An 18177-nucleotide genomic window follows, 5' to 3' on the forward strand; every position below is an offset into this window, starting at 1 on the left:
GCCGTCGCGGTACGATCGGCAGCGCCATGGAATTGAATGCCTCCTACACCAGTCTTGTCGCGGTCGGCGACTCGTTCACCGAGGGCATGTCGGATCTGCTGCCCGACGGGTCCTACCGCGGCTGGGCCGATGTCCTCGCCGGCCGTCTCGCGGCCCGCACGCCCGGCTTCCGGTACGCCAATCTCGCCGTACGGGGAAAGCTCATCGGCCAGATCGTGGACGAGCAGGTCCCGGTGGCAGTTGCTCTGCAGCCGGACGTGATCACCCTGGTCGGCGGGCTCAACGACACGTTGCGGCCGAAGTGCGACATGGGCATGGTCCGGGGCCGGCTGGAGGAGGCGGTGGAGCGTCTCGCGCCCTCGTGCAAGACCTTGGTGCTGATGCGCAGCCCCGGGCGGAACGGTCCGGTGATGGAACGCTTCCGTCCGCGTATGGAGGAGCTGTTCTCGCTCGTCGACGACCTCGCCGCGCGCCACGGCGCATTGGTGACCGATCTGTACGGCGCGGCGTCGCTGGGCGATCCGCGGATGTGGGACGTCGACCGGCTGCACCTGACGGCCGAGGGCCACCGCAGGGTCGCTGAGGCGGTGTGGCAGACGCTGGGGCTGCCCGTGGAGAGTGACTGGCAGACCCCGATGCCCGCCACCGCGCCCGCGCGGTGGGCGCGGCGGCGGATCGACGACGCCAGGTTCGCCCGACAGCATCTGATGCCCTGGATCGGTCGCCGCCTGACCGGGCGCTCGTCGGGCGACGGCCGGGCCGGCGCGCAGTTCGACACGAGCCTGGGGAAGGCGTTCTGGGTCAGTCCTGAGGACGTGGCGGATCCCGGGCCGGTGAGCGGCTGGCGCCGCTTGGACGGCTGACGGTTTGGCGCAGTTGCCTCTGTTGCGCGTGTGACTGGCGGGGCAGCATGGATCTTCAGCGCGCAGGAGCACCCTGGGCATCGGGAGCAAGGAATGCCCATGAGCGGCGTACCGGACATCCATGAACCGGCGGACGGAATCGACACCGGCACACCTCACTCGGCACGGGTCTGGAACTACTGGCTGGGCGGCAAGGACAACTACGAGGCCGACCGTCAGCTGGGCGCGTCGATGGAAAGGCTGTTTCCGCAGATCATCGACATCGCCCGCGCCTCGCGTCGGTTCCAGGCCCGGGCGGTGCGCTATCTGGCCGGGGAGGCGGGCATTCGGCAGTTCCTCGATCTGGGCACGGGCCTGCCGACCGCGAACGCGACCCACGAGGTCGCACAGTCCGTCGCCCCCTCGGCGCGGGTGGTGTACGTGGACCACGACCCGATCGTGCTCGCCCACGCACGCGCATTGCTGACCAGCAGTCCCGAGGGTGCCACCGACTACGTGCACGCGGATCTGCGGGACACCGGGGCGGTGCTGAGGGAAGCCGCCCGGACCCTGGATCTTCAGCAGCCGGTGGCACTGATGGTGCTCTCCACCCTGGGGCACATCGCCGACGCGGGTGAGGCAGCCGCCCTTCTGCGCGGATACCTCGGCGCGGTCCCCGCCGGAAGCTTCCTGATGCTGTGCGACACCATCGAGACCGAGGAGACTCGCGCCGCTTCCGACGAGTACGCCGGCGGGGGCGCCATGCCGTACATCTCCCGCCCCGCGGAGACCGTGCGTTCCTTCGCGGACGGGCTCGATCTCGTCGAGCCGGGGTTCGGCTCGATCAGCCTGTGGAGGCCCGAGGAGCCCGTCGCCGGTACGCCGGTCGACCAGTGGGGCTTCGTGGGCGCGAAGCCGTAGGAACGGCGGGCGGCGGACCGGGATGCGGCGTGGCTCAGGAGGCCGCGTGCGTCATCCTCCGGGCAGGAATAACCTCGTAAGGGGGCGCGATACGGCACGCGGGATCTCGCGTGCACCGATCCGACTTGCCGGGAGGTCGCGGCATGGTACGGGGTATTCGCAACACCATCGGGATCGTTCTCGCCGTCGCGGGCGCTGCCGCAGCACTGTGGGCGCCGTTCCGCAACTGGTACAACGGCCGGCTCGGCCACGACTTCCGGGTCTGGGAACTGTTCACGGGAGCCGGGGTGACCGACTCGGGCGCGGGCCTGTTCGCGTCCATGTTCCTGCCGCTCCTCGTCGCCGCGGCACTCACTCTCCTCGGAGTGGTGACGAGGTCCCGTCTTCTGGTTCTCGTCGCCGGAATCATCTCCCTCGGGTTCGCCGTCCTGTGGATGGTCCGGCAGGGCCAGGCCCAGGGCAGCCTGACGGTCGCGGGAGACGGCGACGGTCTCGGCAGCGGAGTGGGGCTCGCCCTCCTCGGGGGCGTCCTCATGCTGATCGGGTCGGCCGTCATGGGCGGGCGCGAGCGCCGGGCGGTACGCCGAGCGCGCCACGAACGGGAGCAACGGGAGCAGGTCACTCCGCTTGACGAGGACCGGGATCGTCGCCATGCGGAGGCCGATTCCCCCTACGGCATGGCGGCCCGCGGCGGGCACGAACCGACCGCTGCCGACCGTGCGGCCACGACCGGTCACGAGAACACCGGGAACGAACGGCCCCCGGCCGCCGGCACGGGCCACCACGTCGACCGCGCGTCGGGCGACGCCATGCCGCCACGGCCCGCCCGGCAACCGCAACAGCGCCCGTCCGCACCACGCGGGCGGCCGGTACCGGCCAGGGAACAGGACTCCGCCGACGCGGGGCGCGGGGATCGTGACCGTACGCAGTACGAACAGGGGAACGAGGGAAGCGGATCCCACTCGTCGGACGGGCACCGTTCGGACCGGTGGCACCCGCATCGCGGCGACCTGCCCTGAGTCCGGCCGGCCTGAACCGTCGGCCCGGGTCGCATGAACCGTCGGCCCGGGCCGCCCTCTGACCTGGAGCTTCCTACATCACGTGGACGGTTCGGAACCCGTAGGGACGCCCGGTAAACTCCGGACACGTGACTGCTGTGTCTGCGAAGCCTCGCATCCCCAATGTCCTGGCCGGCCGCTATGCCTCTACGGAGCTGGCCGTCCTCTGGTCCCCCGAGCAGAAGGTGAAGCTGGAACGTCAGCTGTGGCTGGCGGTGCTGCGCGCTCAGAAGGACCTCGGGATCGAGGTGCCCGACGAGGCGCCGGCCGACTACGAGCGCGTGATCGACCAGGTCGACCTCGCCTCGATCGCCGAGCGCGAGAAGGTCACCCGGCACGACGTGAAGGCCCGGATCGAGGAGTTCAACGCCCTCGCCGGCCATGAGCAGGTCCACAAGGGCATGACCTCCCGGGACCTCACCGAGAATGTCGAGCAGCTGCAAATCCGGCTCTCGCTGGAACTGATGCGCGACCGTACGGTGGCGGTCCTGGCACGGCTAGGCAAGCTCGCGGCGGAGTACGGCGAGCTGGTCATGACGGGCCGTTCGCACAACGTCGCCGCGCAGGCGACGACGCTCGGCAAGCGCTTCGCGACCGCCGCGGACGAGCTGCTGGTGGCGTACGGGCGGCTCGAGGACCTGCTGGGCCGTTACCCGCTGCGCGGCATCAAGGGGCCGGTGGGCACGGCGCAGGACATGCTGGACCTGCTCGGCGGCGACGCGGGCAAGCTCGCGGACCTGGAGCAGCGCATCGCCGGGCACCTCGGCTTCGCGCACGCCTTCACCTCCGTGGGCCAGGTCTACCCCCGCTCTCTCGACTACGACGTGGTGACCGCGCTGGTGCAGCTGGCCGCCGCACCCTCGTCGGTGGCCAAGACCATCCGGCTGATGGCCGGACACGAGCTGGTGACCGAGGGCTTCAAGCCGGGCCAGGTCGGCTCTTCGGCGATGCCGCACAAGATGAACACTCGCTCCTGCGAGCGCGTCAACGGCCTGATGGTGATCCTGCGCGGCTACGCGTCGATGACGGGCGAGCTGGCGGGCGACCAGTGGAACGAGGGCGATGTGTCCTGCTCCGTGGTCCGCCGGGTCGCGCTGCCCGACGCCTTCTTCGCGTTCGACGGCCTGCTGGAGACCTTCCTCACCGTCCTCGACGAGTTCGGTGCGTTCCCCGCCGTCGTCGCGCGTGAACTGGACCGCTACCTTCCCTTCCTGGCCACGACCAAGGTACTGATGGGCTCGGTGCGCGCCGGGGTGGGCCGAGAGATCGCGCACGAGGCCATCAAGGAGAACGCTGTCGCCTCGGCTCTCGCCATGCGGGAGCAGGGGGCGGAGCGCAACGAGCTGCTGGACAAGCTCGCCGCCGACGAGCGGATCCCGCTCGACCGCGGTGAACTCGACGCCCTGATGGCGGACAAGCTCTCGTTCACCGGTGCGGCGGGCGATCAGGTCACCGCCCTGGTCTCCAGGATCGAGGAGATCACCAAGCAGCACCCGCAAGCCGCCGCCTACGCTCCCGGCTCCATCCTCTGACGGACGGCCCCCTGCCGGATGACTCCCGAAGAGCTTCAGGCCGCTCGCGATCGCGTCGTACCCGACGTGGTCGCGGGCGGTCTGCGTGTGCTGTTCTGCGGGATCAACCCGAGCCTCATGACTGCTGCCACGGGGCACCATTTCGCCCATCCAGGCAATCGGTTCTGGCCGGTACTGCATCGATCAGGCTTCACGCCCCGGCAGCTGCAACCGTCGGAACAGACGCAACTCCTCGACTACGGCCTGGGCATCACCAATGTGGTGGCCAGGGCCACGGCCCGGGCGGACGAGCTGGGCACGGAGGAATTCCGCGAGGGCGGAAGAGCGCTTACGGCCAAGGTCGAAGAGCTGGGCCCGCTGTGGCTGGCGGTGGTCGGTGTCACCGCATACCGCACGGCCTTCGGCGATCGCCGTGCGCGGATCGGCCCGCAGGAGCGGACCATCGGCGGCGCCCGCGTCTGGGCGTTGCCCAACCCGAGCGGCCTGAACGCACACTGGACCGTGAGCACCATGGCCGACGAGTACGCCCGGCTGTCGGAGGCGGTCGGCGAAGGCATCTGACGCTCCGGTGTGCCGCGCCACGGGCACCCCGGTACGGAGCCGGCGCGTCGACGGCACCGTCACACCACCGGCACCGTCACATCACCGGCCGGCCCGAAGCAGCACCGGTCGCAGCCTGCTGTACCCGCGCACCGACACCGGGCGGAGCGCTCTGAGGGTGTATGCCGCCATGCCGGCCAGTTCGCCGGCGAAGGCGGTGTCGGCCAGCACTGTGTTGGGGCGGGCCACGGCGGTGAGCCGGGCCGCGACATTCACAGCGCCCCCGTAGACGTCACCGAAACGACTGAGGACGGCACCGTGGGCCAGCCCGGTCCGCATCTGGGGCAGCCCTTTTTCCGCCTCGGCGCGGGCGGTGAGTTCCAGGGCGATGTCGGCGGCCGCGGACGCCGATTCGCACACGAAGAGCACTTCGTCGCCGATGGTCTTCACCACCCGGCCACGGCCGTCGGCGACCACATCGCCGGTCAGGCTCTCGAACCGGTCGAGTACACGGACCAGTTCGGTGGTGTCCAGTCCACGGGTCATCCGCGTGTAGCCGACCATGTCGGTGAAGCCAACCGCCCGGTCCCGGACGTCAGCACTCGCGCGGGGCGGCACCGGACCGCCCGATGCCGTGCCTCCCTGCCCCTGCCCCTGCCCCTGCCCCTGCCCCTGCCCAACACGCGTATCTGCATCCGCCTCGGCCTCCGCGAGTACCCGTCCGGTGTACGCCGCGAGATGGCGACGCCACACATGCCGCTGCAGAAGCTCCAGCTCCGGCAGGAGCGCCGCGGCGTGGTCCATCAGCTCACCCCCGCCCGAAGGATGCCCCGAGTCACGATTCATCCAGGTCCAGAGGGTGTGCACCTGCCATTCGGCGAGCCGGGACAGATGATGTCCCAAAGCTCGCGCCATCATCGTTTCGCTCTCCTCGGTGATGAGTCCGGATTCGATGAGCCGCTCCCCCGCGCACAGCGCGTCGACATCGGCATCGGTGAACACCAGGGCGTCGTCGTCGACCACAGGAAACCCGAGCGCGCGCCAGATCTGCGCGGTGCGCTCCGGCCCCACCCCGGACCGCTCGGCGACTTCCCGCCTCGTCCAGACGCGGCCGCCACCGAGCAGCACCTCCTCGACACTCCGCCGCAGTTGGTCGCCACCGGGCGGAGACATCGGTTCCTCCGCCGGTTCTGCCACACTCATGTGGTGTGCACGATCAGCACATCGAGGTCTGCCTTTCGGGCGATGTCCGCGGGGACGGATCCGAGAATGCGCCCGGCGAGCGAGCGCAGCCCCCGGTTCCCGACGACCAGGAGGTCGGCCGAGCACTCCCGGGCGGTCCGGACCAGTGCGGTCACCGGTTCGTCCTGCACCGCGATCGACCGCACATCGACCGCACCCTGCGCGCGGGCCCGGTCCCTGGCGGTCCGCAGGGTTTCCTCGGCAGGTGCCGACCCCACCACCTGATACGCCTCTGCTCCCAACTGGTCCCGCGCCAGGGCGAGCTCGGGCCCACGCATAGGCAGATACGCGCAGGCGATCACGAGCTCGGCCCCACAGGCTGCGGCAAGTCGAGCCGCCCCCTCGACCGCTGAGAAAGACGACTCCGAGCCGTCGGTGCCGACCATGACAGTCCGGTAGGCGACCACAACAACCTCCATACCAGAGAGTGAACTTACTCTGGAGTAAGATAGAGTCCGCCGACCCACCGGGCAAGGGCGGGAGGGCGTGCGACACGGATTCGCCGCCCTGCCCCACCCCGACGGGAGAGCAACCGCGTGGGGTACCGCAGCGGGGTACCGCCGTCCTTGCCGAGGCGCCTCTGTCGGCCGGGCAGCGAAGGCGCTCAGCAGCAGTCATCCCGCCCAGCACGCAACAACGACGGCCTCGCCACCCCCGCAGGCGTGGGAAGAGTTGCCGGCGCCGCGTCACCCTCACTCGGGGCCGGCGGTCCTCGCCGTCAGGGCGGGTCGACCGCGGTAACCAGAACACCCAGCTCACAGCCCGGCCCGTCGTCCTCCTGGTAGAGCACCACGGCGATCCACCGGCCTTCCGCATTCCACAACTGGAGATACTCACAGTTAGCGACTGGTTCGGCCCAGGGTTCGGCTATCACCTCCCCTCTCGTCATCCGCTCCTGTGCGCTCCACAGACTGACCACCTGCGATTCGCCCCAGCGCAAGGTGAGCAACGTGAGCAGCGCATCGTATTCAGCCAGGCACTGCGCCCGATGTTCCGCCCGGTCCGCGCCGTCCCCCTCCAGAGTGCCGTCCTCACCGATGAGGAGTGCCGTGTGGTAGCCCGGTCCGCTGACTCCTGAGCCCGACGGAACGCGTTCCGGAGGAAAGTCCTTTGTGCGCATCCCGTCGATGAGACGAAGGTGGTGTGCGGTGGTCATACCATCAGTAAACTCCCCCGCACTGACACTTGGCCCTGACCAGCCCGGCCCTTCGCTCCCCCGGAGCCTGGAAGCAGCCACACGGCCTGCGGGCGTGCCCCCCCTCGATCGCCGCGCCTCAGACGTCCCGCTTCCGCAGGGTCCACCAGCCGGCGATCAGTGCGACAGCCGCCCACCCCGCGGTGACGGCCAACCCCGTCCACGGCCCGAGGCTTCCCTCATTATGTCCGCGGATCACCAACTGCCCTGCGCGGTCGGGAAGATACTGGGCTGCGCCTCCCGCTATGTCTCCGACCACGAAGGGAACGATCAGGATGAAGGGGATGAGCAGGCTGAGCACGGCAACCGCACTGCGCAACACCGCCGTCAGCCCTGCCGCGAACAGGGCCATCAGAGCGAGGTAGACGCCACCACCGAACGCGGCGCGCAGGGCGGCTGGTTCACCGAGACGAATCGCGTACTCGCCCATGAACAGCTGTCCCACGAGAAATGTGGTGAAGCTGGTGACCAGCCCCACAGCCAGTGCGAGCCCGCCGATCACCGCCATCTTCGCGAGGTAGAAGAGGCTGCGACGGGGGACGACCGTGAGCGATATCCGCAGGGCTCCGTCATGGAACTCGGACGACAGAGCGGTGGCCCCGAAGGAGATAGCCGCGATCTGGCCGAAGTTCAGCGCGTAGAAGGCGAAGAAGAGGAGGTCGTTCTCCTGCGTGCCGGCTTCCGCCTGCCCGATGGTGGAGAAGACGAGGACCGTGATGAGGAGGGTGGCGGCGAAGACCCCGACGAGAGAACCGGCAACGGACCGCACCGATCTGATTTTGATCCACTCGGAGTGCAGTACTGCGGTCGTCGACGTGGTCATGCTGGTCAGACCTCCTTGCCGGTGCTGGGGGACATGGTGGCGGCGAATTCCGTCTCGGCAGCCGTGAGATCGAGGTAGGCCTCTTCCAGCGTGGGCTGTTCGTCGATGAGTTCGAGCAGAGGGATTCCTGCCGAGGCGGCAAGGACACCGATCTTCTCCGCCGAGGCTCCGGTGGCCCTCCAGCACCCGTCGTCCCCCAGCATCGTCTCGCACCCCTCGCGGGTCAGCGCATCGCGCAGCCGCGCGGGTTCCGTCGTGCGGAACCGGACGGCGGACCGGTTCCGGGAGGCGAGGAACTCCCGCATCGGCATGTCGACAAGGAGCCTTCCCTTACCGAGGACGACCAAGTGATCGGCGAACGAAGAGGTCTCGTTCATCAGGTGGCTGGAGACCAGGACCGTGCGGCCTTCACCGGCGAGCTTCCGCATCAGCTCCCGGATCCAGACGATGCCTTCCGGATCCAGTCCGTTCGACGGCTCGTCCAGCATCACCACCTCCGGGTCACCGAGAAGCGCCGCGGCGATACCGAGCCGCTGCCGCATTCCGAGCGAGTAAGTCTTGATCCGCCGCCCGCCCACCGGGCCGAGACCGGCCTCCGCAAGCACCTCTTCGACTCTGCTGCCCGCTATACCGTTACTGGTGGCGAGCGCGAGCAGGTGATTGCGGGCGGTGCGCGAGCCGTGTGCGGCCTGAGCGTCGAGCAGCGCGCCGACACGGCGCAGCGGATCGCCCAAGGACGCGTAGGGCCGGCCGCCGATCGTGGCCGAGCCTCCGGTCGCCCGGTCCAGGCCGAGGACCAGGCGCATGGTGGTTGACTTTCCCGCGCCGTTCGGCCCGAGGAAGCCGGTCACCCGGCCAGGTCGCACGCTGAACGTGAGGTGGTCCACGGCACGGGTGGTTCCGTAGTCCTTGGTGAGCTCATGCACGTCGATGCTGGTCATGCCCTCAGCCTGGCCGCCGGTCCCTGTCCCTGCCTCCCTCGCCGGGGTGGTTCGTCTCCCTCTCCCGGGGGAGCCGCCTTCACGGCCTGCCCTGGCACGATGGCCGCATGCGCCGCTACTTCTCCTTGCTGGCCAGGCCGGCCACGTACAGTCGTTGGCTGCACCTGCTCATTCCGGCCGCAGCGATCAGCGTGTGGTTGTTCATCTCCATGAGCGAGCCGTGGATGCCACTCCTCTTCGCGGTTCCCGTCGGGCTGCTTCCGGCGATGCGCCTGGCCGAAGGCGTCCAGGCGCAGTTGCTCCTCACTCCGGAGCAGCGGGGCCGCCCCGACGCCGCGATCTCCGCCGCGCCCGCCACGACATGGGCAGCTCGTTGGCGCACCGTTGTCTGGCTGCAGCTGCGGCTGGTGCTCGCGGCAGTGACATGTACCGCGACGGTCTGGCTGCCGGCGACGGCGGTCGATCTCGTGGGAGGTTCGTTCGGACGGCGTCCGAGCGATAATTGGCTGGCCCGTGGGGTCGAGCCCGGCTGGTGGTGCGCCCCGCTCGCACTCGTGCCGATCCTGATACTTCTCGGGCTGGTCGTCCTGTGCGGTGAAGTGGTCACGGCGGCAGCACGGAGGTTGCTGGGACCGTCGCCGACCGAGCGGATGACTGCCTTGGAGGAGCGCACCGAGCAGCTGTTGGAGCGTAATCGCATAGCGCGCGAGCTGCATGATTCGATCGGACATGCGCTGACGGTCGCGGTGGTCCAGGCAGGAGCTGCCAGGGCAGCGGGTAACCCGGATTTCACCGCACGGGCGCTCGCCGCCATCGAGGAGACGGGGCGCCACGCACTGGACGATCTGGAGCGCGTCCTGGGGGTGCTGCGCGAGTCCGACGTTCCCGTCAGCGGACGTCCCACCCTGGCGGAGGCGGACCGGTTGCTTGAGTCGGCCCGCGGCTCCGGGGCGAAGCTCGACGTGGAAATGAGCGGTCCGCTGGAGACCGTGCCCGGCCCGGTGTCCCGAGAGGGCTACCGGATTCTGCAGGAGTCGCTCACCAATGTGCTGCGTCACGCCGGCGCCGTCCCCGTACGGGTGAGGATCGCCGTGGTGAAGGAGAGGCTGGAGCTGGAGGTGGCCAACCCGCTCCCGGGAGCTCCGCACGGCCCGGCCGGTGGCAGCGGGCTGAGGGGCATACGGGAGCGGGCTGCCCTGCTGGGCGGCAGAGCCAGGACCGGCCCGCATGAAGGGGAATGGAGGGTGCACGCGAGCCTTCCCCTGGAGCGCATACGCTGACCCGATGCCGGTTACCGTTCTCCTGGTCGACGACGAGCCCCTGGTGCGCGCGGGACTGCGCGCGGTCCTCGAAGCACAGCCCGACATCGAAGTGGTCGGTGAGGCCGCCGACGGTGCGGCGGTGATCCCCCTGGTGAGCCGGCTGCGCCCCGACGTCGTGGCCATGGACGTGCGCATGCCTCTGATGGACGGCATCGAGGCGACCCGCGCCGTACTGCGCACCGTGGCCGATCCGCCGAAGATCCTGGTGGTGACGACCTTCGAGAACGACGAGTACGTCTACGAGGCCCTGCGCGCGGGCGCCGACGGATTTCTGCTCAAGCGGGCCCGGCCCGCCGAGATCGTGCATGCGGTACGGCTGGTGGCGGAGGGCGAGTCACTGCTGTTCCCCGCTGCCGTCCGGCAGCTCGCCGCTGAATACGGCACGAGCACGGCGCGGGCCGCGATGGAGCGGGCCGCGCTCACCGACCGCGAAGCGGCAGTGCTCCGTCTGATGGCACGGGGCCTGTCCAACGCGGAGATCGCCGTCGAGCTGGTCGTGGGCGTCGAGACCGTGAAGACACACGTCAGCTCGGTGCTCGCCAAGTTGGGGGCCAGGGATCGCACACAGGCGGTGATCGCCGCCTACGAGTCGGGCTTCGTGGCTCCGAGCTGACCGGCGCCGTGCACGGGCGGCGCCCCACTCGCTCGGCACTGCCCACGGCCGAAGCCGCGCTCGACCGGTGCCGCACTCGACCGGTGCCCGCTCCGGCGCGGTTCCGGTCACCGCTCTCCGGGTGCTGGTCGCCGCTCTGGGGGGGGCACCGAGTACGATCCGGCAGACATGCGCACGGACCTGGGAGGACGCACGGTGGCCCGGCTGACCGGTGGGGACCCGTCTCTGCTGCGGAGGATCAATTCCGCGGTGGTGCTGCATGCCCTGCGAGGGGCGGATTCGCCCACGCTCACAGATCTCACCCGGATCACAGGACTGTCCCGTCCCACCGTCGAAGGCGTCATCGAGGGACTCTTCGCGGCCGGCCTGGTGGTCGAAGCGCTGCCGGACGACAGCGGAACCAGGCGCCAGGGCCGCCCCGCAAGGCGGTTCAGGTTCCGTGCCGAGGCCGGGTATCTGCTGGGCATCGAGATCGGCCCGCACCGGGTATCCGCCCTGCTCTCCGGACTGGACGGCCGGATCGTCGGCGCCGGTTCACGGGACGTCTCCGAGACCGCGTGCGCGGACGACCGACTCGAACAGGTCAGAGGCATGATCGCGGATGTTCTGAGGCGTGCCGGGGTACAGCGGAGCAGCTTGCGTGCGGTCGGTGTGGGCAGCCCTGGCATCGTCGAGGCCGACGGCACAGTCCGGCTGGGCACAGCCCTGCCGGACTGGACCGGACTCGCGCTCGGCGAGAGGCTGCGACGTTCGTTCCGGTGCCCCGTCCTGGTGGAGAACGACGCCAACGCCGCAGCGGTGGCGGAGCACTGGAAGGGCGCGGCGACCGAGTCCGACGACATCGTCTTCGTCCTGGCGGGCCTGAGCCCGGGTGCGGGTTCTCTCATCGGCGGACGGCTGCACCGCGGCTTCGGTGGTGCGGCCGGCGAGATCGGCGCACTGCATCTGCTGGGCCGCGATGTCACACCGGAACACCTGCTCTCCACTACGGACACCCCCCTGGACCCCCTGGACGAGCAGGCCGTCGCGGCCGTATTCGCCAAGGCCAGGGACGGCGACGCCGGAGCACAGGCCGCCGTCGCGCGGTTCATACAGCGGCTGGTGCACGACGTCGCGGCTCTGGTCCTGGCACTTGATCCGGAACTCGTGGTGATCGGCGGGTGGGCCGCAGGCCTGGACGGAGTCCTCGATCCACTCCGTGACGAGCTCGCCCGTTACTGTCTGCGTCCACCCCGGGTCGCCCTCTCGCTTCTCGGGGAGGCTGCCGTTGCCACCGGCGCACTGCGGCTGGCACTCGACCACGTGGAGGAACAGCTCTTCGCCGTCGAGGGAACGGCGACGGCCCGGCGCTGAGAGCGACGGGCCGTATGCGGACTTCCTGGAGGCTCAGGAGGCCTTGCGCTCCTGCTCCTCGTGCCTGATCTCCAGCGCGCCGGAGTCCCCGAAGGTGAGCCGGCAGGTGTCGGCCCTGTATGTCGCGACGGAGACGGCTGCCGTACCGGCGGCTGCGAGATACCGGGTGGTGACCACGAGGACCGGGGCGCCCGGGAGACGGTCGAGCTCCTTCGCGTCGTCCGCGCGGGCCGACCCGAGTTCGACCGAGCGGTCCTGGCCGTCGAGGTCGAGGCGGTGCAGTTCCCTCAGGACGCTGCGGGCCCGGGCGGGCCCGGAGGGTGCTTCGATGGCGGAGAGTTCAGGCACGGACGACGTCGGCACGTACAGAAGCTCAGCCGCGACGGCCTGTCCCTGGGCGACGCGTCTGCGGCGCACCAGATGCACCAGCTCTCCGGCGGGGATGTCGAGCATGCCGGCGACTGAGGCGGGAGCGGTCGCCGCGGTGCACTCGAGGGCCTGCCACGCCTCGTCCGTGTCGCCGCCAGCCCAGCCGTGCTGTGCGGTGGCGACGGCCACTCCGACCCTGGGCGGGGCCACGGTCGTGCCCACCCCGCGGCGTCGCTGCAGCCGCCCTTCGAGTTCGAGCTGCTCCAGCGCCTGACGGAGCGTCGCCCTGGCGACACCGAAGCGCGCCGCGAGGTCCCGCTCGTTGGGCAGCACCTCTCCCACCGCGAAGTCCGAGTCGAGTGCCTCACTGAGCACGGTCCTGAGGTGCCAGTACTTCGGCTCCTGCACCGATTCCAGCTGCGTGGTCCCCACCCTGTCCTCCGCATCCGCCCGGTGGCATGTATTCCGCGACGTTATTTATTAAAGGTTCCTGCCTTATCGCTCAGACCTTAGGACGGCGAACCACCTTGGTCAAGACCAATCCTCGCGCCGTGACGCAGCGGAACGGCGCCCTGCCGCAGAGCGTTCACCGGGCGTTCGTGCGGCGTCGAACCCTGGTGACGCGAGGCCCCACAGTCGACACCGTCGAGGCGGCCCGCGGGGCCACGACGACCGGGTGATCGCCGACCGGTCTGCCCCCGTTCCTCAGCAGCCTGCCGACGAAACGGCGAGGGACATGACCACGCGTGAACCGGGCCAGGGAATGCTGCCCCGCTGTCGCCTCCGGCACCTCCGCATGTCCTGCCACTGGGCGGCCGGGCGGCTCGATCATCTGGCGCGACGGCAGCAGCACGGGCGACCGCACCGCTACCGGGGTCCGCCGTGGGACAGCCTCCTCGCAGCAGCGGTCCCCGGCCTCGCTGTGGGGTCCGGCCGCCGGGCGAGGAGCTGGTTCGCGGCCGAACTGGACGCCGCCTCACGCAGCGTCCATCGCCCCTCTCTCTTCGATCCGCCGGCCTGATCGCGGCCAGAACGACCTACGGGACCGCCACCCCCGAGAGATCACAGCCACTCGTTGATCACGGCGATGGCGATGAGGGCGGTCATCCGCAAGGTCACGAGTCGAACACCGTCGGCCGTGAGGTGCATATGAAAGGCATCGAGGTGATTCCGCGGCGCTGGGTCAGCGAGCGGGCATTCGGCCGGCTCATGCATCACCCTCGCCTCGCCCGGGACCACGAGAACCACCCTCACCGCTCCGAGGCCATGATCAAGGTAGCGATGGGGGCGAACTCATGAGCTGTCGGCTCACCCGCGGACAGATCCCGCACCGCCGCGACGCATGACCACCACGCACGGCTTCAACACGAGTTCGTCGGCCCCTGCCGCAGTACCTCGAATCACTGATCCACCAGATCGACACACTCATGCAGCCCCGGCGTCGGCAGACCGGCCCGCTCACGCATCACGGCGATGGCGTGCACCCTCCACCCGGCCGAGACGAGACTGTCCACCTCCGTCTGCACCTCGGCCGAGAGCCGGTCCCACAGAGCATTCCCCATACCCGCGTCGAACCCGACGGGCCTCACTCGAGAGTGACCGCGTCCCCTCGGACCGTCGCCTTGCCGAACAGCTCCGCCGGGACAGTTCACTCTTCAAGCCACCGGCACTCCGGCCAGCTTGTCCGGGTTACGGATGACGTAGACGCACCGGATGACCCCGTCGCCGACGTCGGCCTGGAAGACGGTGTCCACCACTCCGTCCGCGCTGAACACCAGAGCGGGACCGCCGTTGAGCTCCAGGACCCGTACATCCGTGCCGGCCGGCCAGTCCTGCCCCACCGCGATGAGGAAGCGGCCGACCTTGTCCGCGCTCTCGATGACCCGCCGCGGTGCCTTGGCCTTGCCTCCGCTGTCGCTGACGAGACGTACGTCGGGTGCCAGCAGTGCGAGCAACTGCTCCAGGTTCCCGCCCGACGCGGCGGCGAGGAAACGCTCGGTGAGGTCGCGGCGCACCTCCGGATCCACCTCGTACCGCGGCTTGCGCTCCTCCACGTGGCGCTTGGCGCGACCGGCCAGCTGACGTACGGCTGCCTCGGAGCGGTCGAGGGCGGTGCCGATCTCCGCGTACGGGAAACCGAAGGCTTCGCGCAGGACGAAGACCGCGCGCTCCAGCGGGGAGAGGGTCTCGAGGACGACGAGTACGGCGACGGAGACGGAGTCGGCGAGCACCGCGCGCTCCGCGGAATCGGGGACGGCCGGGCCGAATTCGGTGACCACCGGTTCGGGCAGCCACGGTCCCACGTACGCCTCCCGCCGGGACCTCAGGTGACGCAGACGGTCGATGGCCAGCCGTGTGGTGATCCGTACGAGGTAGGCCCTCGGTTCCCGCACGTCCTCGCGCCCGGCCGACGACCAGCGCAGCCATGCCTCCTGCACCACGTCCTCGGCGTCGGCGACGCGGCCGAGCATGCGGTAGGCGACCCCGGTGAGGAAGGGCCGGTTTTCTTCGAACAGATCGGTCACGGTGTCGGCGGTCACTTCTCCATCCCAGCCGACAGGCCTCGGGGTGTCCAGCGGGAATCGCAGGCACCCTTGAACTACAAGCTACCCGGCGGTAATCATTGTTGACGAGGCGTCTCGTTCCGCGCCTCCGCAGTCCGGTACGTCCGTCCCGAGGAGGAGTATGGCCACCACCACGGTCTCGTTCGCGGTCAGGACTCACGTCGGCACTCGCACGGTCGACGTGGCCTACGAACGGAGCGGTACGGGTGAGCCGTTGGTTCTGCTGCACGGCATCGGGCATCACCGTCAGGCGTGGGACCCCGTCCTCCGCATACTGGCGGCGGAGCGGGAGGTCATCGCCGTGGACCTGCCAGGATTCGGCGCCTCACCGGCTCTGCCGCACGGGCTCGCCTACGACCTGCGGACCATGGTGCCCGTGCTCGGTGCGTTCTTCGGCGCCGTTGGCGTGGCCCGGCCGCATGTCGCCGGGAACTCCCTGGGAGGCTTGTTGGCCCTGGAGCTGGGCCGGGAGAGACTCGTACGTTCGGTGACGGCGCTGTCCCCCGCCGGGTTCTGGACACAGGGCGAACGCCGGTACGCCTTCGGGGTTCTGCGGGCGATGCGCGGAGCGGCTCTGGCGATGCCCATGCCACTGATCGAGCGGCTCTCGCAGAGCTCGCCCGGGCGCACAGCGCTCACCAGCACCATCTACGCGCGCCCGGGCCGCCGTTCACCCGGTGCGGTCGTGGCGGAGACCGTAGCGCTGCGCGAAGCCACCGGTTTCGACCAGACCCTCGAGGCCGGTCTGACCGTCGCGTTCACGGACGACGTACCGGACGTCCCGGTCAGCATCGCCTGGGGCAGCGACGACCGCCTCCTCCTGCGCCGGCAGGGCGTCAGGGCCAGGCACGTGATCCCGGGCGCACGGCTCGTCCGGCTGCCGTCGTGCGGCCACGTCCCGATGAACGACGATCCCGCTGCCGTGGCGCGGGTCATCCTCGACACGAGCCGCTGACCGGGATCGGCCCGGAGAGGAGCGTGGCGCGTTCGCCGCATACCGATGCACGCACCTCGCCACCCGCCACCGCCGGGCACGGCGTCCGGCTCCTGGCCGAGGCGGTGCGGAGTGCTCCGGGCGGCACGGGGCGGCCGGGACGTGAGTGGCGCGGGCCGACCGGTTGTTCATCTGTGGTTGGCGTGCCCGCCGCTGCCGGGGACTAGGCATGAGTCCGTACGACCGTGCCGTTCCCGCAGCTCTCTCGCCCTTGGAGGCGCATCGATGTCGAACCGTCCCCCTGTCCCGTCCCCTGCCCGCCGCACCGTGCTGCGTGGCTCGCTCCTGGCCTCGGCCGCGGTCGCCGTGCCCACGGCGATCACCACCGCGCCCGCGTTCGCGCTGTCGGGCCGGCCGAGCGCGTCGTGGGGCGTACAGGTGGGTGATGTGACGACGTCGTCCGCCCTGGTGTGGGTGCGTTCCGACCGGCCCGCCCGGATGGTGGTGGAGACGTCGGCGACGGAGTCCTTCCGCCGCGCCCGCACGTGGCACGGCCCGCTGGTGGACGCCGGTACGGACTTCACCGGCACCACCCCGCTGTACGGCCTGCCGGCCGGCGAGCGGGTCCACTACCGGGTGACGCTCTCGGACCCGCACGACCCCCGACGGACGGGCAAGCCGGTGCACGGAAGCTTCCGCACGGCTCCGGCCCGCCGCCGTGACGGGGTGAGGTTCCTGTGGTCGGGTGACATCGCGGGGCAGGGCTGGGGGATCAACCCCGACATCGGCGGTTACCGGGTGTACGACGAGATGCGCCGCCTGGACCCGGACTTCTTCCTGTGCAGCGGCGACAACATCTACGCGGACGGGGTGATCGAGCCCAGCGTGACGCTGCCCGACGGGCGGATATGGCGCAACGTCACGACCCCGGAGAAGTCGAAGGTCGCCGAGACGCTGGACGAGTACCGCGGCAACTTCCGCTACAACCTGCTCGACGACAATCTGCGGGCCTTCAACGCTCAGGTCCCCTCCATCATCCAGTGGGACGACCACGAGGTGCGGAACAACTGGTACCCGGGGCAGATCCTCGACGACGTCCGCTACACCGAGAAGAACGTGGACCGGCTCGCGGCGCGTTCGATGCAGGCGTTCCGCGAGTACTTCCCGGTACCGACACTGCAGAGCTCCCCGGCCGAGCGGCGCATGCACCGTGTCGTACGGCACGGACCTCTGCTCGACGTGTTCGTGCTGGACATGCGGTCCTTCCGCAACGCCAACTCCCCCGGGCGCCAGGCCGACGACGCCACGGGCATCCTCGGGGCCGAGCAGCTGAGCTGGCTCAAGCGCGAACTGTCGAGGTCACGCGCGGTGTGGAAGGTGATCGCAGCCGACATGCCGCTGGGGCTGGTCGTCCCGGACGGAGCCACCGACATCGAGGCGGTCGCACAGGGCGACCCGGGCGCCCCGCTCGGGCGGGAACTGCAGATCGCCGAGCTGTTGCGTCACATCAAGCACCGGCGCATCACCGGCACCGTCTGGCTGACGGCCGACGTGCATTACACCTCGGCCCAGCACTACGCCCCCGAGCGCGCGGCCTTCAAGGACTTCGCGCCCTTCTGGGAGTTCGTCTCGGGCCCGCTGGCCGCGGGCGGGTTCCCCGCCAACGCGCTGGACGGCACGTTCGGTCCGGAGCGGGTCTTCGTCCGGGCACCGGACCGGGCGAACGTGTCGCCCATGGAGTCGCCGCAGTTCTTCGGAGAGGTCGACATCGACGGCGGGAGCGGGGAGTTGACCGTACGTCTCCGGGCCCAGGGTGGCGCGGTCCTGTTCAGCAAGGTGCTGCAGCCGGGCCGCACCGGGCAGTGACCCGCGAAAAACGTACGGAAGACGACCAGATCGACACGTAACCCATCAGTCACAATGCGTTC

20 protein-coding genes and 1 pseudogene are annotated in these 18177 nt (G+C 70.0%); 13 read left to right on the forward strand and 8 right to left on the reverse strand.

Annotation, left to right across the window (positions count from 1 at the left end; all coding sequences use genetic code 11):
- The first annotated feature begins 26 nt into the window (after positions 1–26).
- The 5 genes from ABT001_RS20025 (at position 27) to mug (ending at position 4914) form a co-directional block, all read left to right on the forward strand.
- Positions 27–863 (forward strand): SGNH/GDSL hydrolase family protein, encoded by an 837-nt coding sequence (locus ABT001_RS20025; protein ID WP_351279136.1) that lies wholly within the window; start codon positions 27–29, stop codon positions 861–863.
- A 99-nt stretch (positions 864–962) separates the two neighbouring features.
- Entirely contained in the window at positions 963–1763 is an 801-nt protein-coding gene (locus ABT001_RS20030) for an SAM-dependent methyltransferase (protein ID WP_351279139.1), read from the forward strand.
- Positions 1764–1906: 143 nt separating this feature from the next.
- Positions 1907–2782 carry a hypothetical protein gene (locus ABT001_RS20035; protein WP_351279141.1) on the forward strand — a complete coding sequence of 292 codons (876 nt, stop codon included), beginning with the start codon at positions 1907–1909 and terminating at the stop codon, positions 2780–2782.
- Positions 2783–2910: 128 nt separating this feature from the next.
- Positions 2911–4353, forward strand: coding sequence for an adenylosuccinate lyase (gene purB / locus ABT001_RS20040; protein ID WP_351279144.1), 1443 nt, complete (start codon positions 2911–2913; stop codon positions 4351–4353).
- An 18-nt stretch (positions 4354–4371) separates the two neighbouring features.
- Entirely contained in the window at positions 4372–4914 is a 543-nt protein-coding gene (gene mug / locus ABT001_RS20045; protein ID WP_351279147.1) for a G/U mismatch-specific DNA glycosylase, read from the forward strand.
- Between the two features lie 81 nt (positions 4915–4995).
- On the opposite strand, the gene ABT001_RS20050 is transcribed toward mug, so the two are convergent.
- The 5 genes from ABT001_RS20050 to ABT001_RS20070 all read right to left on the reverse strand — a co-directional run bounded on the left by ABT001_RS20050 (position 4996) and on the right by ABT001_RS20070 (position 9094).
- Positions 4996–6066 (reverse strand): adenylate/guanylate cyclase domain-containing protein, encoded by a 1071-nt coding sequence (locus ABT001_RS20050; protein ID WP_351279150.1) that lies wholly within the window; start codon positions 6064–6066, stop codon positions 4996–4998.
- Positions 6067–6092: 26 nt separating this feature from the next.
- Positions 6093–6542, reverse strand: a complete 450-nt coding sequence (locus ABT001_RS20055) for a universal stress protein (protein WP_351279410.1) — start codon at positions 6540–6542, stop codon at positions 6093–6095.
- A gap of 311 nt (positions 6543–6853) precedes the next feature.
- Positions 6854–7291 (reverse strand): hypothetical protein, encoded by a 438-nt coding sequence (locus ABT001_RS20060; protein WP_351279153.1) that lies wholly within the window; start codon positions 7289–7291, stop codon positions 6854–6856.
- A gap of 118 nt (positions 7292–7409) precedes the next feature.
- Complete coding sequence (locus ABT001_RS20065; RefSeq protein ID WP_351279156.1) at positions 7410–8153, reverse strand: ABC transporter permease; 744 nt, start codon at positions 8151–8153, stop codon at positions 7410–7412.
- A 5-nt stretch (positions 8154–8158) separates the two neighbouring features.
- Complete coding sequence (locus ABT001_RS20070; protein WP_351279159.1) at positions 8159–9094, reverse strand: ATP-binding cassette domain-containing protein; 936 nt, start codon at positions 9092–9094, stop codon at positions 8159–8161.
- Positions 9095–9201: 107 nt separating this feature from the next.
- Between ABT001_RS20070 and ABT001_RS20075 the strand changes: the two genes are divergently transcribed.
- The 3 genes from ABT001_RS20075 to ABT001_RS20085 all read left to right on the forward strand — a co-directional run bounded on the left by ABT001_RS20075 (position 9202) and on the right by ABT001_RS20085 (position 12382).
- A complete protein-coding gene (locus ABT001_RS20075; RefSeq protein ID WP_351279161.1) occupies positions 9202–10374 on the forward strand; it encodes a sensor histidine kinase in 1173 nt (390 codons plus the stop codon).
- Between the two features lie 4 nt (positions 10375–10378).
- Positions 10379–11029: a response regulator gene (locus ABT001_RS20080; protein WP_351279164.1), complete on the forward strand. Its 651-nt coding sequence runs from the start codon at positions 10379–10381 to the stop codon at positions 11027–11029.
- Between the two features lie 195 nt (positions 11030–11224).
- The gene (locus ABT001_RS20085; RefSeq protein ID WP_351279413.1) at positions 11225–12382 is read left to right on the forward strand and encodes an ROK family protein; all 1158 of its coding nucleotides are present in this window, start codon (positions 11225–11227) and stop codon (positions 12380–12382) included.
- 33 nt (positions 12383–12415) lie between these two features.
- Here the strand turns inward: ABT001_RS20085 and ABT001_RS20090 are convergent, their stop codons facing one another.
- Positions 12416–13183 carry a GntR family transcriptional regulator gene (locus ABT001_RS20090; protein WP_351279166.1) on the reverse strand — a complete coding sequence of 256 codons (768 nt, stop codon included), beginning with the start codon at positions 13181–13183 and terminating at the stop codon, positions 12416–12418.
- A 119-nt stretch (positions 13184–13302) separates the two neighbouring features.
- Between ABT001_RS20090 and ABT001_RS20095 the strand changes: the two genes are divergently transcribed.
- From ABT001_RS20095 to ABT001_RS20105, 3 genes and pseudogenes are all read left to right on the forward strand, one after another.
- Positions 13303–13431, forward strand: a complete 129-nt coding sequence (locus ABT001_RS20095; RefSeq protein ID WP_351279169.1) for a hypothetical protein — start codon at positions 13303–13305, stop codon at positions 13429–13431.
- A gap of 56 nt (positions 13432–13487) precedes the next feature.
- Positions 13488–13772 carry a hypothetical protein gene (locus tag ABT001_RS20100; protein ID WP_351279172.1) on the forward strand — a complete coding sequence of 95 codons (285 nt, stop codon included), beginning with the start codon at positions 13488–13490 and terminating at the stop codon, positions 13770–13772.
- 140 nt (positions 13773–13912) lie between these two features.
- Positions 13913–14050 (forward strand): annotated as a pseudogene (locus ABT001_RS20105) (IS5 family transposase); the annotation flags it as partial.
- Positions 14051–14151: 101 nt separating this feature from the next.
- Here the strand turns inward: ABT001_RS20105 and ABT001_RS20110 are convergent.
- Both ABT001_RS20110 and sigJ read right to left on the reverse strand, forming a co-directional pair.
- Positions 14152–14313 carry a hypothetical protein gene (locus ABT001_RS20110; protein ID WP_351279175.1) on the reverse strand — a complete coding sequence of 54 codons (162 nt, stop codon included), beginning with the start codon at positions 14311–14313 and terminating at the stop codon, positions 14152–14154.
- A 93-nt stretch (positions 14314–14406) separates the two neighbouring features.
- Positions 14407–15291 carry an RNA polymerase sigma factor SigJ gene (gene sigJ, locus ABT001_RS20115; RefSeq protein ID WP_351279177.1) on the reverse strand — a complete coding sequence of 295 codons (885 nt, stop codon included), beginning with the start codon at positions 15289–15291 and terminating at the stop codon, positions 14407–14409.
- Positions 15292–15436: 145 nt separating this feature from the next.
- Between sigJ and ABT001_RS20120 the strand changes: the two genes are divergently transcribed.
- Both ABT001_RS20120 and ABT001_RS20125 read left to right on the forward strand, forming a co-directional pair.
- The gene (locus tag ABT001_RS20120) at positions 15437–16270 is read left to right on the forward strand and encodes an alpha/beta fold hydrolase (protein ID WP_351279179.1); all 834 of its coding nucleotides are present in this window, start codon (positions 15437–15439) and stop codon (positions 16268–16270) included.
- Between the two features lie 264 nt (positions 16271–16534).
- The gene (locus ABT001_RS20125) at positions 16535–18115 is read left to right on the forward strand and encodes an alkaline phosphatase D family protein (RefSeq protein ID WP_351279181.1); all 1581 of its coding nucleotides are present in this window, start codon (positions 16535–16537) and stop codon (positions 18113–18115) included.
- Positions 18116–18177: the final 62 nt, after the last annotated feature.

The organism is Streptomyces sp. NPDC002793 (assembly GCF_040295485.1).
GTDB lineage: Bacteria > Actinomycetota > Actinomycetes > Streptomycetales > Streptomycetaceae > Streptomyces.

What these genes read in the sequence shown, in the direction of transcription:
- ABT001_RS20035 (WP_351279141.1), top strand. Translation starts at nt 1,907, where the DNA reads ATGGTACGGGGTATTCGCAACACCATCGGGATCGTTCTCGCCGTCGCG.
- ABT001_RS20120 (WP_351279179.1), top strand. Translation starts at nt 15,437, where the DNA reads ATGGCCACCACCACGGTCTCGTTCGCGGTCAGGACTCACGTCGGCACT.
- ABT001_RS20125 (WP_351279181.1), top strand. Translation starts at nt 16,535, where the DNA reads ATGTCGAACCGTCCCCCTGTCCCGTCCCCTGCCCGCCGCACCGTGCTG.
- ABT001_RS20100 (WP_351279172.1), top strand. Translation starts at nt 13,488, where the DNA reads ATGACCACGCGTGAACCGGGCCAGGGAATGCTGCCCCGCTGTCGCCTC.
- ABT001_RS20070 (WP_351279159.1), bottom strand. Translation starts at nt 9,094, where the DNA reads ATGACCAGCATCGACGTGCATGAGCTCACCAAGGACTACGGAACCACC.
- ABT001_RS20110 (WP_351279175.1), bottom strand. Translation starts at nt 14,313, where the DNA reads ATGGGGAATGCTCTGTGGGACCGGCTCTCGGCCGAGGTGCAGACGGAG.
- ABT001_RS20065 (WP_351279156.1), bottom strand. Translation starts at nt 8,153, where the DNA reads ATGACCACGTCGACGACCGCAGTACTGCACTCCGAGTGGATCAAAATC.
- mug (WP_351279147.1), top strand. Translation starts at nt 4,372, where the DNA reads ATGACTCCCGAAGAGCTTCAGGCCGCTCGCGATCGCGTCGTACCCGAC.
- ABT001_RS20080 (WP_351279164.1), top strand. Translation starts at nt 10,379, where the DNA reads ATGCCGGTTACCGTTCTCCTGGTCGACGACGAGCCCCTGGTGCGCGCG.
- ABT001_RS20050 (WP_351279150.1), bottom strand. Translation starts at nt 6,066, where the DNA reads ATGTCTCCGCCCGGTGGCGACCAACTGCGGCGGAGTGTCGAGGAGGTG.
- ABT001_RS20060 (WP_351279153.1), bottom strand. Translation starts at nt 7,291, where the DNA reads ATGACCACCGCACACCACCTTCGTCTCATCGACGGGATGCGCACAAAG.
- ABT001_RS20025 (WP_351279136.1), top strand. Translation starts at nt 27, where the DNA reads ATGGAATTGAATGCCTCCTACACCAGTCTTGTCGCGGTCGGCGACTCG.
- ABT001_RS20075 (WP_351279161.1), top strand. Translation starts at nt 9,202, where the DNA reads ATGCGCCGCTACTTCTCCTTGCTGGCCAGGCCGGCCACGTACAGTCGT.
- ABT001_RS20030 (WP_351279139.1), top strand. Translation starts at nt 963, where the DNA reads ATGAGCGGCGTACCGGACATCCATGAACCGGCGGACGGAATCGACACC.